This window comes from Halomonas sp. A3H3 (genome assembly GCF_000982975.1).
Classification (GTDB): Bacteria; Pseudomonadota; Gammaproteobacteria; order Pseudomonadales; family Halomonadaceae; genus Vreelandella; species Vreelandella titanicae.
In genome coordinates this window covers 4,566,899-4,581,477 of record NZ_HG423343.1, presented here as the reverse complement: position 1 = coordinate 4,581,477, position 14,579 = coordinate 4,566,899, and the positions used below count along the sequence as shown (strand labels likewise).

Genomic DNA, 14,579 nt, shown 5'->3' with positions numbered 1-14,579 from the left:
ATGTCCCGTTTTGATCACGTCGCGCCGGATGCCCTGTTTAAGCAACTCGAGCGTGCTGCCCCAGAAGATAGTCTGCCCACTGTGGCCACTTTGCTAGCCGCGGTGCGTTTTAATGCTGATGGTTTGATCCCTGCCATTGCTCAACAGCACGATACTAACGAAGTGTTGATGATGGCCTGGATGAACCGTGAGGCGCTGGAAGAGACGTTAACCACCCAGCGTGTTTGCTACTATTCGCGCTCGCGGGGAAAACTATGGCGCAAGGGTGAGTCATCGGGCCAGCAGCAGCAGCTTGTCTCTGCTGCGTTGGATTGCGATGGCGATACGCTATTGTTGCAAGTCGAACAAACGGGGCCTGCTTGCCACACCGGCCGGCGCAGCTGTTTCTATATTGCCGTGGATGGAGAGCAGGCCTCGATTACCAGCAATCCGCTGATTGATCCTGACGACCTGTACGGCAAGAAAACCTAGTTCTGCCTATGCAAGCCATGACTCGGTTAATATCAGCCCTGCGCTCAGGCCCGCGTTGGGTATTGATGAAGGTGATGATTGGCTGCGTTAGAGTCTATCAATATACGCTCAGCCCCCTTTTAGGCCCGCGCTGCCGCTTCTGGCCGAGCTGTTCGTCCTACACGATTGAAGCGATTCAGGTGCATGGGCCCATAAAGGGCGGCTGGATGGCCGTTAAGCGGATCGTTAAGTGCCACCCGGGCAATCCTGGCGGTATGGATCCGGTGCCCGGTGGCCGCAGCGAACAGCTTTGCCGCGAGGATGACGAAAAGGCATCGTCGCCCTCTTGCTGTGACCATCACCCTCGCTAGCTTGTTTTCCTACTTCTGCTGCGCTACCGCGTAGATCTTCTCCAGCATGGCATGCAGGCCGTTGCTGCGCGTAGGTGAAAGGTGCTTATCCAATCCCAGATCCGCCAAAAAGTGTGGCTCGGTAGCACGAATCTCAGCGGCGGTGCGTTCGCTGTAAATGCGCAGCAATACGGCAATCAGGCCGGATACGATGGCGGCATCGGAGGTCGCTTTGAACACCAGCTTATCGCCCTCCTCCTCATGGTGCATCCACACGTTTGACTGGCAGCCCTGTATCTTAAACTCTTCGAGCTTCCACTCTTCTGGAAAGTCAGGCAGTTGCTTGCCCATATCGATAATGTACTGATAACGATCCATCCAGTTATCAAATATCTCGAAATCTTCGATTAGCTCTTGCTGGGCCTGTTCGGCGCCGGAAGTGCTCATGCTATTTCCTTCTCTATTGGAACTGGCTTGGTCTTGGCGACTGACATTTTGAGTCATTGGATTACTCACTGTGACCATTATAACGGCTCAAAGGTGTCTTGAGGGAGGTTGTGTCGGAAACAGTCAATCGATGTCGCTGCTGTTCAAGATGCCACTCGTTGTCTTCGCTATGGAGATAGCGTGAGGTGGTGTCGAGGCGTGCGTGTCGAGCGCTTTCGGCCAGATGACGCAGGCTAATACCCGATTGAGCCTGATGGGTGATCGATGTGTGCCGTAACCAGTGCGGCGTTGCCAGGTTAAGCGCGATCACATGTTCGGATGCTCCGTTAATATCTTCAAGTGCTTGTGCCGCCTGCTGAAACGTTGCGCGAATAAGCCGATAAAGCTGGTTATGGCCCAGGCCACGCTGTCCATCCAGGGCGCGAAGCACCGGTGCTTCAGCTTCAAACTGCTCAGGGTATTCAGGCAATCCCAGCGTATGGCGCCACTGGCGCAAACAATCAAGCATATCGTCAGGCAAAGGAATGCGCGCCATCTTGTTTCCCTTGCCCACCACATGCCACCACCAGCGTCCTTCGCTGCGCTGGAAATCCCCCATCCGCGCATCGGCCATCTCGCTGATGCGCGGTGCCAGCAAATAGGCAAAGCCAAAGATAAAGCGCCGTCGTGAATGTTCAAAACGGGCACGACTGCTCTCCCCAGCCTCCAACGGGCTATTCAGCCACTCCCACAGCCACGCCCACAAATCACTTTCCAAATAGCGCTCAACACGCGGCGTTTGATTATTCAGGCGCCGCGATTTATCGCGCATCAAGCGAAACGGATTGTGGTTAACCCAGCCTGCTTCTACCAGCCAGGCAAACATCCCTTGCAGTATCACCAGGCTTTGACGTCGGCTGGCGGGCGATAAACCGCCACGAAATGGCCGCCACGACGGGTGCGCGCGGGGTTTGGAGGGCCCTACCCACTGCACGCTTGGTTGTGGGTCGGCGAGAAAAACTTCAAAGCGGCGCAGGTTTTCACGGTTGATATCGGCCAGCGTGTGCCCTTGGCTGGCGAGCCAGAGCAGCAGCCGCTCCGCTTCGCGACGGTACGCTTTCCAGGTTTGTGGGCTATCCACGTACTCGTCAAGCCATGCGGTCACTGCCTGGGCATCATTTTGGGCGCTAATACGTCCGCCATTCGGCGACTCTTTCAATATCTGAAGTTGACCAGTGGGTGTTATAACCTCGTTCGCCATGCCCGTCGCCACTCTCTTCTTTTTAGCCGATGTTTACATTATCTGGCCTTAAGTGTGCTCCTGTAGTTCTATAAATTCAAGATAATACGGGTAATCTTGAATTTATGCACATTATCATAAATAAAATTACGTATTACATAATACGTAATTATTGCCTTTTATACGACAAGTCCCGACAATGGTGGTTACAGAAGCTCTCAAGGAAGGATCATTTCATGGCCCGCAACGGCATTCAGTACAGCGATGTTCAACAAGCCATTGATGCCCTGTTGGCCCGGGGCGACACGCCCAGCGTGCAGCGTATTCGCGATGTGCTGGGCACCGGCAGCTTCACGACGATTAGTGATCACTTCCGCTTGTGGCGCAGTGAGCGGGAACAGAATCGCGACGTGCCGCCGCCCAAGGGGGTGCCGGAAGTCGTGGTGACCATGGCCAGCGAGCTATGGCGCGAGGCCCAGGAGGTAGCGAATCAAGCGCTGCTCCATTATCGCGAAGATGCCAATCGCCAAGTGGCAGAGGCCCAGCAGCTCGCGGAGGACGCTAAACAGCAGGCCGCTAACGCCGAACAGCGCGAAAGCTCCCTCGCCGAGCACTTGCGTCATATGGAGCAGCGCCTGGAAGCGTTAAATCGGGAATTAGCCGCCAGTCAAACCAGCGAACATCACTGGCATCAACAAGCCGAAGCATCCCAAGAAGAAGTAACTCAACTGAAGCAGGTACAAAAACAGCTAGAGAGCCAAGCAGATGCACAGCGCGATGCGCATAGCAATGCCCTCAGCGAGCAACAGGTAGCGTGGGAGCAGCGTTTAGCACAAGAGGAGCAGCGCCATGAGGCGGCTGAAGGAAGACTGATGGCGATGCTGGATAGCGCTCAGCAGACGCGCGCCCAGGAAGAGAAGACTTTCCAAAAACGTCTGCAGCAGTCTGAGCAGCGTATTGAGGCATTGAGTCAGGAGCTAAAGGCAAAGCAGCAGGCCCTGCACACTCTGCAGCTGGAGGCTAGCCAGCGCGAACAACAGCTTGGTGAGCAGACGCAGCAAATTACATCGCTGGAGAAGCAGCAACAAGTGTTAACCGAGCAGCTAGATGAGGCGAAGGCAGCATTAGATCGCCAAGCCCAGCAGCATGCCGAGCGCGAAGCTGCGCTACAGCAAGCGTGGCAAGAGAAGCTTTGGAGCCGCATGGAAGCGCTGCAAACACAGCTAACGGCGCTACCCGATGCGCTTTCAAAACAGGGCAGTGAGCCAGGCCAGTAATCAACCTGGAGACGTAGTAAAAAAGCCCAGCGATTCAAGCTGGGCTTTTTGAGCCTTACTATCGCTTATTCAGCGGTAGTAAGCGTTGGTGGTATCGCTGTGATCGGTAACGTCGCGAATACCGGCAAGCTCTGGAATGCGCTCCATCAGGGTTTTCTCAACGCCATCTTTCAGAGTTAAGTCAACCGCAGCACAACCCTGGCAGCCGCCGCCAAAGGCTAAGACGGCGTACTGTTGTTCGGTGAGTTCCACCAGTTTGATTTCGCCGCCGTGGGCCGCCAGCCCAGGATTAATCTCGCTGTAAAGCACGTAATTGATACGGTCTTCCAGCGGGCTATCCGCATTTACCTTGGGCATCTTGGCGTTGGGCGCTTTGATGGTTAGCTGGCCACCCATGCGGTCGGCGTTGAAATCCACCACCGCCTCTTCCAAAAACGCCAGGCTGTTTTTATCGAGAAAGACGTTGATTTTCTCGAGTTCAAGCAGCACATCGGAGGGTTCTTCTTCGCCGGGGCGGCAGTAAGCCAGGCAGGTTTCCGCGTAGGGTGTGCCCGGCTGGGTAATGAAAATGCGTACGGCAATACCCTCAACGTTCTGCTTTTCCAGCAGTTCTGCCAAGTATTCTTGCGCACTGTTTGTAATATCAATACCTTGGGTATCGACACTGGTTTCTTTTTCGCTAGTCGTGGTCATGAGGGCTGTCTTCCTCCCGTGGTAGTGGCGGCGCCACTTCACATGTCATTTGTGTCTATGGTAAGCAAAACAGCGCGCTGACACAATCCCGACTGTTTTAGTCGGCTATTTTAAACAGCTCTTTTTACGAGCGACTATTAATTATCTTTCCTTATCTTGCGTATAGCCTCCGTAGGGGCGCCTTTTGCCATCCCTTTTGTTATCATTATGCGCCTTATAACGACAGATGCTGCTTTTCCGACGATAACAACATCCCCTTTGACGACTGTGACGCTGGAGAACTCCCCCTGCCATGGCTGATAGTGCTTTGATCGCGACCCTCACCCAACGCCTTGCCCAACGTATCCTGATTCTGGATGGCGGCATGGGCACCATGCTGCAGAATGCCCAGTTGAGCGAGGAAGATTTTCGCGGCGAACGGTTTAGCGACTGGCCCTCGGATCTCAAAGGCAATAATGATCTGCTCGCGCTAACCTGCCCCGAAGTGGTCACGCGGATTCACCGTGACTACCTGGAAGCCGGTGCCGACATTATTGAGACCAACACCTTTAATAGCACTCAGCTGTCACAGTCTGATTACGGCATGGAATCGCTGGTGGTTGAACTCAACCGTGAATCAGCGCGCCTAGCCCGTGAGGTGTGTGATGCAGTGGCCGCCGAAACCGGTGTACCCCGCTACGTGGCCGGCGTATTAGGCCCCACCTCGCGCACCGCCTCACTATCGCCGGATGTGAATGATCCCGCCAAGCGTAACGTCACCTTTGATGAGCTGCGTGAGAACTACTACGAAGCCGCCGAAGCGCTAATTGCAGGTGGTGCCGATCTGATTATGATCGAAACCATCTTCGATACGCTCAATGCTAAAGCGGCCATCTACGCCTTGGAAGAGCTGTTCGATGCCCGCGGCGAGCGTTTACCAGTGATGATCTCTGGTACCATCACTGATGCCTCTGGCCGTACGCTTTCGGGTCAAACCACAGAGGCCTTCTGGAACTCGGTGCGCCACGCTCAGCCTCTCTCAGTGGGCTTGAACTGTGCACTGGGCGCCGAAGAGTTACGCCCCTACCTGGAAGAGCTCTCTACCAAGGCAGACACCTTTGTCTCCGCTCACCCCAACGCGGGGTTGCCCAACGAGTTTGGTGAGTACGATCAAACGCCGGAAGAGATGTCGGAGATTGTCAGCGAGTTTGCTGCCAGCGGGTTGGTGAATATTATCGGTGGCTGCTGTGGCTCCACGCCCGAGCACATTCGCGCCATTGCTGATTCGGTTCGCGATATGACGCCGCGGGTAATTCCTGAGCGCAGCCGCGCCTGCCGTCTATCAGGCCTAGAGCCGTTCAACATTGAGGCTGACTCGCTGTTCGTCAACGTCGGCGAGCGCACCAACGTCACCGGCTCTGCGCGCTTTAAGCGCTTGATTGTGGAAGAGGACTTCACCACCGCCTTGGAAGTCGCCCTGGAGCAGGTCGAAAACGGCGCCCAGGTCATCGATATCAATATGGACGAGGGCATGCTCGAGTCCAAGGAAGCCATGGAGCGCTTCCTTAACTTGATCGCCGGCGAGCCAGATATCGCCCGTGTGCCGATTATGATTGACTCCTCCAAGTGGGAGATTATCGAAGCGGGCCTCAAGTGCGTCCAGGGCAAGGCGGTGGTGAACTCCATCTCGCTTAAAGAGGGCGAAGCCGCCTTCCGCGAACAGGCGACCAAATGCCGCCGCTTTGGCGCTGCCATTGTCGTCATGGCCTTTGACGAAGAAGGCCAGGCAGACACCTTTGCCCGCAAAACCGAAATTTGTCAGCGCGCCTATCGCCTACTGGTCGATGAAATCGGCTTTCCCGCGGAAGATATTATCTTTGACCCCAATATCTTTGCCATCGCCACCGGCATCGAGGAGCACAACAACTACGCGGTCGACTTTATCGAAGCGACCCAGTGGATTCGCGAAAACCTGCCCCACGCGATGATTTCTGGCGGGGTGTCTAACGTCTCGTTCTCGTTCCGTGGCAACAACCCGGTGCGCGAAGCGATCCACTCGGCTTTTCTCTATCACGCCATCCGCGCAGGACTCTCCATGGGTATCGTCAACGCGGGCCAGCTCGCTGTTTACGACGACCTCCCCGCCGAGCTACGCGACGCAGTAGAGGATGTGGTGCTCAATCGCCGCAGCGACGGCACCGAGCGCTTGCTGGATATTGCCGATAAGTATAAAGGCGACGGCAGCGGTGCCGCTAAAAAAGAGGATCTTGAGTGGCGCAGCTGGCCGGTTAACAAGCGTATCGAACACGCGCTGGTTAAAGGCATTACGGTGTATATCGAGGATGACACCGAACAGGCCCGCGCCGAGGCCGAACGCCCTATTGAGGTGATCGAAGGCCCGCTGATGGACGGCATGAACGTGGTGGGCGACCTGTTTGGCGACGGCAAAATGTTTCTGCCTCAGGTGGTTAAGTCCGCGCGGGTGATGAAGCAGGCCGTCGCCTACTTGATTCCCTATATCGAAGCCGAAAAGAGCGAAGAGACCAAAGCCAAAGGCAAGATCGTCATGGCCACGGTCAAAGGCGATGTCCACGATATCGGTAAAAATATCGTCGGCGTGGTCTTGCAGTGTAATAACTATGAGGTGATTGACCTTGGCGTCATGGTGCCTGCCGACAAAATCCTTCAGGCAGCCAAGGAGCATAACGCCGATATTATCGGTCTTTCCGGGCTGATTACCCCCTCTCTGGATGAAATGGTGCACGTTGCCAAAGAGATGCAGCGCAGGGGTATGGATCTACCGCTGCTGATTGGCGGTGCCACCACGTCAAAAGCGCACACTGCCGTCAAAATCGAGCCCCAGTATGAGCACCCGGTGATTTACGTGACCGACGCCTCCCGGGCCGTTGGTGTAGCGGGCAAATTATTGACGCCTGCTTTAAAAACACCTTACGTCGCCGAAATCCGTGAAGAGTACGAGAAGGTTCGCGAACGTAACGCCAAGCGCCGCCCAAAAGCGGCAGATCTTGACTACACCCAGGCGCGCAAGCGGCGTTTTCGCACCGACTGGAGTGTCCACACCCCTGCCAAGCCCAATATGCTGGGGCTGAAAACCTTCGATGATTACGACCTGGAAGAACTGATCGAACGCATCGACTGGACGCCGTTCTTTATGAGCTGGCAGCTAGCGGGCAAGTACCCCAAAATTCTCGACGATAAGGTCGTGGGGGAAGCCGCTTGCAACCTGTTTGAAGACGCCAAGATCATGCTGCGCAAGCTGGTCGATGAGAAACGCGTTCAGGCCCGCGGTGTTATCGGCCTGTGGCCCGCCAATAGCGTGGATGATGATGTCATCGAGGTGTACGCCGATGAGTCACGTAGTGAAGTCGTCGAACGTCTCTTTCATATCCGTCAACAGACCACCAAAGGCCGTGACGGTATCTGCTACAGTCTGGCCGATTTTATTGCCCCCAAAGAGAGTGGCAAAGCCGACTGGATTGGCGGCTTTGCGGTCACCACAGGGCACGGTGTCGATGAGCTCACCAAAGCTTATGAGGCGGCAGGCGACGACTACAATGCGATTATGGTGCAGGCGTTGACGGATCGCCTTGCGGAGGCCTTTGCCGAGCGCATGCATGAACGGGTACGCAAAGAGTTTTGGGGCTATGTACCGGAAGAAACGCTGGACAACGATGCCCTGATCGCTGAGAAGTATCAGGGCATCCGCCCTGCCCCCGGCTACCCTGCCTGCCCGGATCATACCGAAAAAGCCACGCTATTCCGGTTGCTCGATGCCACCGAAAATACCGGTTTGGCGTTGACCGAGAACTTCGCCATGTGGCCTGCGGCAGCGGTTTCCGGCTGGTACTTTGCCCATCCCCAGTCGAAATACTTCTCCACTGGTAAGATTACCCGGGATCAGGTCGAGGCCATTGCCGAGCGTAAACAGATGCCCCTTGAGGAGATGGAGCGCTGGCTCTCACCAGTACTCTCCTACGACCCGAGCTAATTAATGCTGTTTGTCCCCGGTCGCCATGGCAAGGTCATGCGCTTAGCTTTTCCGATCATGTTGGGCATGCTCTCCCAGAGCATGCTTAACTTGATCGATGCCGTCCTGGTGGGGCATTTAGGTGAGGTAGCGCTTGCGGGTGTTGGCGTGGGCGGTTACGCCATGTTTATGCTCAGTGCTCTTGTGTTTGGCCTCTCCTCCAGCGTGCAGTCACAAACCGCCCAGCGCGAGGGGGCTGCCCACGCGGATATTGCCCATCCGCTTAACTCGGGGCTGGTGATTGGGCTTGTGGTTGGCCTGCCGCTATCCGTCTGGGCTTGGTGGCAAGCACCGCTGCTGATTGGTTTGATTAGCCAAGCCGATGATGTTCAAAGCGTCGCCGTTGACTATTTTCGTTGGCGGGTGGTGTCACTAATGGCCATTGCGCTAACGCTCTGCTTTCGTGGCTACTGGAACGGTCGCCAGCAAACGCATCTCTACTTGCGTATCATCGTGGCGGTTCACTTGATTAATGTGGTGGCCAGTGCGGGGTTGATCTATGGATTCGCCGGGCTACCCAAAATGGGCGCGAGCGGTGCGGGTGCTGGCACAACACTATCGCTGTTTATTGGCTTGATTGTTTGGTGTTGGGTGAGCATAAAAAGCCCATTTACCCAACATTTTTTGACACGCATGCCTTGTTTAGCCACCCTGCGCACGACCCTGGTACTTGCCGCTCCTCACTCTTTGCAGCAGTTTTTATTTGCAGCGGGTTATGCGGTACTCATTTGGTTACTTAGCCAGCTAGGCACGGCCAGTGTCGCGGTTGGCCATGTGTTGATTAATCTTTCACTGCTGCTAATTTTGCCGGGGGTGGGGATTGGCGTTGCGGCGATGAGTTTAGTGGGTGAGGCATTAGGCCGAGATGCTCAGCACGAAGCCCACCGCTGGGGTCTGGATGCGCTGCGGGTCGCATGGCTACTGCTACTTGTGCTGGCGCTGCCGATGTTAGTGATACCCGAACAGGTACTTGGGATATTTTTCAGCAGTAGCGAGCTAGTAGCGCTGGGTAAACTCCCGTTGCAGATAACCGGCGTGATGATTGTGCTGGATGCCGCAGCTTTAGTGCTCGCCCAGGCCTTAATGGGCGCGGGCGCTCAACGCACGGTGATGATGTTGACCCTGGGGATGCAGTGGCTACTTTTTTTACCCCTGGCCTGGTGGGTCGGGATTGGTTTAGACCAGGGCTTATTAGGTATCTGGCTTATGCAACTGCTCTACCGGTTGATAAACTCAGTCGGCTTTTTATGGGTATGGCAACGACGCCGCTGGCTGGCCCCTGCTTTCTAACCGTCTGCCTGACCCGTAATTGGTGTTCTAAATAGCTTTTAGAGATAAAAAGATAATTATATATTCTTTTGAAGAATATGACGCCCGCGTTAAGGTGGCGCTACATTAACGTCCGTCTCAACGTGACCATTTCGCTTTTTAGCAGGATCGTGCCACATGTACCGTTATGATATTCACGACCAAACCCTGGTTGACGAGCGTGTCGCTCAGTTCCGCGACCAAATGGAACGCTACCGCGCCGGGCGTTTGGGAGAAGAGGAGTTTCGCCCTTTACGGTTGCAGAACGGCCTCTATATTCAACGCCATGCGCCTATGCTGCGTATTGCGATTCCTTACGGCATGCTGGCGGGTAGCCAGCTGCGTGCCCTGGCTGAGATCACCCGCCGCTATGACCGCGGCTACGGCCACTTTACCACCCGGCAAAATTTACAGCTCAACTGGCCTGCCCTTGAAGACGTGCCGGATATTTTGGCAGATCTCGCCAAAGTACAAATGCACGCGATTCAAACCAGTGGTAACTGCATTCGTAACACCACCAGCGACCAGTTTGCCGGCATCGCTAACGATGAAGTGGAAGATCCACGCCCCTGGTGCGAATTAATCCGCCAGTGGTCGACTCTGCACCCGGAATTCGCCTATCTGCCGCGTAAGTTTAAAATCGCGGTCAGCGGTGCTGCTCAAGACCGTGCGGCGATTCAAGTACACGATATTGGCCTGCGCCTATGGCACAACGCCGACGGCGAGCTGCGTGTTAAAGTGCTAGCCGGTGGCGGCCTTGGCCGTACTCCAATGATTGCAGACGTGGTACGTGAAGATCTGCCCTGGCAGCATCTGCTCACCTACCTGGAAGCCTGTGTACGGGTATACAACCAGTTTGGTCGCCGGGATAACAAGTTCAAGGCGCGGATTAAAATCCTGGTAAAAGCCCTGGGCATTGAGGAATTCCGTCGCCGGGTCGAGGAAGAGTGGGTGCATTTGAAAGACGGCCCGCAAACGCTTAACCAAGCAGCCGTCGATGCAGCCAAAGTTCACTTTCCCGAGCCTGATCGTCGCCCGGTTGCAGAGAGCGCTAACGAAGATTTTGACCGCTTGCGCGCTGAAAACCGCAGCTTCGCGCGCTTTGTCACCAACAACGTGACCGACCACAAAGTGCCCGGCTATAAGGCCGTAACGCTGTCACTGAAACGCCGCGAGCACGCGCCTGGGGATGTCACCGCTGACCAAATGGAAGCGGTCGCAGATTTAGCCGATCGCTACAGCTTTGGTGAAGTGCGTGTTACCCACGAACAGAACCTGGTGCTTTCTGACGTACCGGTCGATGAACTGGAAGCGCTGTGGGAAGAGCTTGAAGCGTTGGGTATGGCGAACCCCACCGTGGGCACGCTCAACGACATTATCTGCTGCCCTGGAGGCGACTACTGCAGCTTAGCTAATGCGGTCTCCATTCCCATTGCCCAGGCGCTGCAGGAACGTTTTGAAGACCTCGACTTCTTGTATGACCTTGGCCCGCTGGATCTGAATATCTCCGGCTGCATGAATGCTTGTGGCCACCACCACGTGGGTCATATCGGCATCCTGGGCGTGGATAAAAAAGGCGAAGAGTTCTATCAGATATCGATTGGCGGCAACTCCACCGACGATGCCTCGCTTGGTAAGATTTTAGGCCCGTCCTTTTTCCGCTCAGACGTGCCGGATGTGGTCGAAAAAGTATTGGAAGTCTATGTGTCGCAGCGCCATGAGGACGAACGCTTCTTGGATACTTACCGCCGTATTGGCCTAAAACCCTTTAAGGAGCGTGTCTATGCCTAATAAAACAGCTGAGACGCAAGCTGAAGCGGTTGAACAGACACCGGTTCATGTCGATCACTTGATTTTCAATGGCGAGCTTGCGGCGGAAAACGCTTGGTGTGTTTCCTACGATGCAGACACCCTGCCCGAACAGCGCCCAGCGTTTGTGCCGCTGGCGTTGTGGCAGGCCAATCAGGAAGACGCTGAGCTGGCACCACTACTCACCAGCGATACCGAGCTGACGGCCGAATTAGGCAAACAGCTTGGTAATGCCGTAGCCATCGCTATTGACTTCCCTGCCTTCACCGATGGCCGTGGCTACAGCATCGCCCGCCTGCTGCGCGAGCGCTACGGCTATAGCGGCGAAGTGCGCGCGGTGGGTGATGTCCTGGTCGATCAGCTGGAGTATATGCGCCGTTGTGGTTTTACTGCCATGGCGCTGCGCGATGACCAGCATCCCGAGGATGCCCTGCGCGCGCTAAGTTTTATCAGCGTTCGCTACCAACCCGATGTTGAAGAGCGACAGGCGCTGTTTGAGCGCCGTTTAGCCGATAATAAGTAGACGCAGAGCGTGAATGTTATAAACCCAAAAGGGCAGCTTCGGCTGCCCTTTTTATTTGTGACTGGCTCTATTATTAAACCGTCACCCCCGCCGTTTCTGCTGGCGCTCACGGTTATTGGCTTTGGCGCGATCGCTTTTACGTAGCATTACCCAGGTCGCGCCCAACCCTCCTTCCGAAGGCTGTGCGGAGACGTATGCCTGCACTTCCTCAAACTGGCAGAGCCACTTGGCCAGGTATGAACGCAGTACGTTGGCGGGGCTATCGATCTCTCGCCCGCGGCCATGTACGATCATAACGGAGCGTAAATCGTGGGCGTAGGCTTCTTGAATAAAAGGAAACAGCATACGGCGGCACTCTGTTAATGGACGCCGAAGCAAGTGGAGCTGCGACTGAACGCTATAGCCCCCGTGCTTTAATTTATCGACTACGCCCTGCTGAATGCCCTCTCGGCGATACTCCATGGGATCAAAGGGGGGCAGCAGATCGACAAAGTCGTCGGACAGAAAATTGCGTGCCACCCTTTCTTCCTCTGCCCACTCCCGCCGCGCCAACTGGGATTCTGAGGGGCTTTTGCGATTAGCGCCTGGGTCAGCACGGTTTCTCGGCGGCAGCGGTTTCACATCACCTACGAGAGCACGAAAATCCAGATCATCACGAAGCGGCTGATTCATTGCAGGCTCCTACGGCAGGTTCTAATGAGCACCTATTCACATGCAGACTTTACCAACATAGCCTAGCAAACCTGGGTAGTTTGCTTAAGCAGATTCATACAGTCGATAACATAGAACTTGTCATCCTCTGCCTGTAGCGACAAGCTAAGCGTCCGTTTTTTTATCGCCCCATTCATATTCTCATCCTACATTGCGAGGCGCCCTGGTGTGATTAAAATGGTTTGGCTAAAACGCCTTTTGATTTTAAGCGGTGTGGGGCTCCTTAGCTTAGCCGGGTGGCTCTGGTTAACCATGCTGAGCCCGTGGTTTTATGACCGACCTGACGACCTTCCTACTATCGAACAGCGCACCCATCAGGTCTTTGTTTATGGCACGCTACGCTATGCCCCCGTTCGCTTAGTGGTCATGGGAAGTTTTGGTGCACCTAAAGATGCGGTTTTAGAGGGTTATCAACGTAACGGCCTTGACCTTTCACCCCAGCCAGGGAGCAACGTTGAGGGGCTACTGTTACGAGTAGATGCCGACGAGCTGTCTCGTCTTGATCGCTACGAACGACTGGGGATTCGTTACGAGCGCAGGACAATAACCCTCGACGATGGCACCCGGGCCTGGGTCTACCTGCGTTTACCTGAGCAACAAAATACGTTTGTACAGCACGCGGACTTCCCGTTCGCTCTGATACCATAGACACCATGCTGTGCCCTATTTTGCAAAACCCTCATGCAAAGCCCTATTGCCAGGACAGCTTTTATGAACCCATTCAGGAATAGTGATGAGTGAAATGACACCGTACGTTTTGGTTCTGTACTACTCGCGCTCTGGCGCGACCGCCACCATGGCGCAGCAGGTTGCGGCTGGTGTAGAAAGCGTGCCGGGTATTCAAGCGCGTTTACGCACAGTGGCGCCGGTTTCAACGACCTGTGAAGCCATTGAACCAGAAATTCCTGCAGAGGGCGCTGTTTATGTTGAGCTAGACGACCTGCGCAACTGCAGCGGGTTAGCACTGGGTAGCCCCACCCGGTTTGGCAACATGGCCGCTCCGCTTAAGTATTTTATCGACTCCACCAGCAGCCTGTGGATGAACGGTGCCTTGATCGACAAACCCGCCAGTGCCTTCACTTCGACCTCCAGCCTCCACGGTGGGCAAGAGAGCACCCTGCTCACTATGCTGGTACCGCTACTGCATCATGGCATGGTCTACGCAGGGGTTCCTTATAGTGAAACCACCTTGCTGGAAACGCGTACAGGTGGCACGCCCTATGGTGCAAGCCACTTAGCAGGAACGCGTAGTGACCGTTCTGTCGATGAGCACGAACGCGCGCTGTGTGTTGCTCAGGGCAAACGACTGGCACGACTCGCTCTAGCGCTGCACGCCATGCGTCAGGAGGCATTATGAGGCAGTGGCTGGAGAAGGTAGAGGCACAACATGGGCTTGATAAACTGACCCTTCGAAGCCGACAGGTGGTATTAGCCAGCTTTGCCATACTGCTGCTACTGGTTGTTTACCGTGGACTTGTACTTCAAGGCGACGAATTTAATTGGCGACCTGTGGTCGCGTTCGTGCTTCCCCTGGTGCTGTTTTTACCCTCCATCATTGGTAAACGCGCACGCGGGCACGCATGGCTCGCTTTTGTCAGCCTGCTTTACTTCACCCAAGGCGTGATGTTAATAACCCTGCCTGGGCAAGGTCTGCGCGGAATCCTAGAGGCGGTTGTCGCGCTGGTGCTTTTTGCTGGCTGCATGGGCTATGCACGCTTTCGCAGTCGACAGTTGCGTCAACAGAAAACGAGGCAATAAAAACAAG

At 55.2% G+C, this 14,579-nt stretch carries 14 protein-coding genes; 10 read left to right on the top strand and 4 right to left on the bottom strand.

Going from position 1 to position 14,579, the window contains the following annotated elements; all coding sequences use genetic code 11:
• The gene (hisI, locus tag HALA3H3_RS20785) at positions 1-471 is read left to right on the top strand and encodes a phosphoribosyl-AMP cyclohydrolase (protein ID WP_022523467.1); all 471 of its coding nucleotides are present in this window, start codon (positions 1-3) and stop codon (positions 469-471) included.
• 17 nt (positions 472-488) lie between these two features.
• A complete protein-coding gene (gene yidD, locus HALA3H3_RS20780) occupies positions 489-821 on the top strand; it encodes a membrane protein insertion efficiency factor YidD (RefSeq protein ID WP_053857244.1) in 333 nt (110 codons plus the stop codon).
• A 9-nt stretch (positions 822-830) separates the two neighbouring features.
• On the opposite strand, the gene HALA3H3_RS20775 is transcribed toward yidD, so the two are convergent.
• Complete coding sequence (locus tag HALA3H3_RS20775; RefSeq protein WP_022523466.1) at positions 831-1,247, bottom strand: SufE family protein; 417 nt, start codon at positions 1,245-1,247, stop codon at positions 831-833.
• A 61-nt stretch (positions 1,248-1,308) separates the two neighbouring features.
• Complete coding sequence (locus tag HALA3H3_RS20770; RefSeq protein ID WP_022523465.1) at positions 1,309-2,487, bottom strand: tyrosine-type recombinase/integrase; 1,179 nt, start codon at positions 2,485-2,487, stop codon at positions 1,309-1,311.
• 215 nt (positions 2,488-2,702) lie between these two features.
• Here HALA3H3_RS20770 and HALA3H3_RS20765 point away from each other — a divergent pair, with 215 nt between their 5' ends.
• Complete coding sequence (locus tag HALA3H3_RS20765) at positions 2,703-3,743, top strand: DNA-binding protein (protein ID WP_022523464.1); 1,041 nt, start codon at positions 2,703-2,705, stop codon at positions 3,741-3,743.
• A 69-nt stretch (positions 3,744-3,812) separates the two neighbouring features.
• Here HALA3H3_RS20765 and nfuA read toward each other — a convergent pair whose 3' ends face one another.
• Positions 3,813-4,436 carry a Fe-S biogenesis protein NfuA gene (gene nfuA, locus HALA3H3_RS20760; RefSeq protein WP_022523463.1) on the bottom strand — a complete coding sequence of 208 codons (624 nt, stop codon included), beginning with the start codon at positions 4,434-4,436 and terminating at the stop codon, positions 3,813-3,815.
• A gap of 292 nt (positions 4,437-4,728) precedes the next feature.
• Between nfuA and metH the strand changes: the two genes are divergently transcribed.
• The 4 genes from metH (at position 4,729) to HALA3H3_RS20740 (ending at position 12,103) form a co-directional block, all read left to right on the top strand.
• Positions 4,729-8,424, top strand: a complete 3,696-nt coding sequence (gene metH, locus HALA3H3_RS20755; RefSeq protein WP_022523462.1) for a methionine synthase — start codon at positions 4,729-4,731, stop codon at positions 8,422-8,424.
• 3 nt (positions 8,425-8,427) lie between these two features.
• Entirely contained in the window at positions 8,428-9,753 is a 1,326-nt protein-coding gene (locus tag HALA3H3_RS20750) for an MATE family efflux transporter (RefSeq protein WP_022523461.1), read from the top strand.
• 156 nt (positions 9,754-9,909) lie between these two features.
• Entirely contained in the window at positions 9,910-11,562 is a 1,653-nt protein-coding gene (locus HALA3H3_RS20745; RefSeq protein ID WP_022523460.1) for a nitrite/sulfite reductase, read from the top strand.
• Positions 11,555-12,103 carry a DUF934 domain-containing protein gene (locus HALA3H3_RS20740; protein WP_022523459.1) on the top strand — a complete coding sequence of 183 codons (549 nt, stop codon included), beginning with the start codon at positions 11,555-11,557 and terminating at the stop codon, positions 12,101-12,103. The genes HALA3H3_RS20745 and HALA3H3_RS20740 overlap by 8 nt, the downstream gene beginning before the upstream one ends.
• Positions 12,104-12,184: 81 nt before the next feature.
• Here the strand turns inward: HALA3H3_RS20740 and smrA are convergent, their stop codons facing one another.
• Positions 12,185-12,775, bottom strand: coding sequence for a DNA endonuclease SmrA (smrA, locus tag HALA3H3_RS20735; RefSeq protein ID WP_022523458.1), 591 nt, complete (start codon positions 12,773-12,775; stop codon positions 12,185-12,187).
• A 216-nt stretch (positions 12,776-12,991) separates the two neighbouring features.
• Here smrA and HALA3H3_RS20730 point away from each other — a divergent pair, with 216 nt between their 5' ends.
• The 3 genes from HALA3H3_RS20730 (at position 12,992) to HALA3H3_RS20720 (ending at position 14,572) form a co-directional block, all read left to right on the top strand.
• Positions 12,992-13,462, top strand: a complete 471-nt coding sequence (locus HALA3H3_RS20730) for a gamma-glutamylcyclotransferase family protein (protein ID WP_035537470.1) — start codon at positions 12,992-12,994, stop codon at positions 13,460-13,462.
• Positions 13,463-13,547: 85 nt separating this feature from the next.
• The gene (gene wrbA, locus HALA3H3_RS20725) at positions 13,548-14,171 is read left to right on the top strand and encodes an NAD(P)H:quinone oxidoreductase (protein WP_022523456.1); all 624 of its coding nucleotides are present in this window, start codon (positions 13,548-13,550) and stop codon (positions 14,169-14,171) included.
• Positions 14,168-14,572 (top strand): DUF2069 domain-containing protein, encoded by a 405-nt coding sequence (locus HALA3H3_RS20720; RefSeq protein ID WP_022523455.1) that lies wholly within the window; start codon positions 14,168-14,170, stop codon positions 14,570-14,572. Before wrbA ends, HALA3H3_RS20720 begins: the two co-directional genes overlap by 4 nt.
• Positions 14,573-14,579: the final 7 nt, after the last annotated feature.

What these genes read in the sequence shown, in the direction of transcription:
- hisI (WP_022523467.1), top strand. Translation starts at nt 1, where the DNA reads ATGTCCCGTTTTGATCACGTCGCGCCGGATGCCCTGTTTAAGCAACTC.
- yidD (WP_053857244.1), top strand. Translation starts at nt 489, where the DNA reads ATGACTCGGTTAATATCAGCCCTGCGCTCAGGCCCGCGTTGGGTATTG.
- HALA3H3_RS20775 (WP_022523466.1), bottom strand. Translation starts at nt 1,247, where the DNA reads ATGAGCACTTCCGGCGCCGAACAGGCCCAGCAAGAGCTAATCGAAGAT.
- HALA3H3_RS20770 (WP_022523465.1), bottom strand. Translation starts at nt 2,487, where the DNA reads ATGGCGAACGAGGTTATAACACCCACTGGTCAACTTCAGATATTGAAA.
- HALA3H3_RS20765 (WP_022523464.1), top strand. Translation starts at nt 2,703, where the DNA reads ATGGCCCGCAACGGCATTCAGTACAGCGATGTTCAACAAGCCATTGAT.
- nfuA (WP_022523463.1), bottom strand. Translation starts at nt 4,436, where the DNA reads ATGACCACGACTAGCGAAAAAGAAACCAGTGTCGATACCCAAGGTATT.
- metH (WP_022523462.1), top strand. Translation starts at nt 4,729, where the DNA reads ATGGCTGATAGTGCTTTGATCGCGACCCTCACCCAACGCCTTGCCCAA.
- HALA3H3_RS20750 (WP_022523461.1), top strand. Translation starts at nt 8,428, where the DNA reads ATGCTGTTTGTCCCCGGTCGCCATGGCAAGGTCATGCGCTTAGCTTTT.
- HALA3H3_RS20745 (WP_022523460.1), top strand. Translation starts at nt 9,910, where the DNA reads ATGTACCGTTATGATATTCACGACCAAACCCTGGTTGACGAGCGTGTC.
- HALA3H3_RS20740 (WP_022523459.1), top strand. Translation starts at nt 11,555, where the DNA reads ATGCCTAATAAAACAGCTGAGACGCAAGCTGAAGCGGTTGAACAGACA.
- smrA (WP_022523458.1), bottom strand. Translation starts at nt 12,775, where the DNA reads ATGAATCAGCCGCTTCGTGATGATCTGGATTTTCGTGCTCTCGTAGGT.
- HALA3H3_RS20730 (WP_035537470.1), top strand. Translation starts at nt 12,992, where the DNA reads ATGGTTTGGCTAAAACGCCTTTTGATTTTAAGCGGTGTGGGGCTCCTT.
- wrbA (WP_022523456.1), top strand. Translation starts at nt 13,548, where the DNA reads ATGAGTGAAATGACACCGTACGTTTTGGTTCTGTACTACTCGCGCTCT.
- HALA3H3_RS20720 (WP_022523455.1), top strand. Translation starts at nt 14,168, where the DNA reads ATGAGGCAGTGGCTGGAGAAGGTAGAGGCACAACATGGGCTTGATAAA.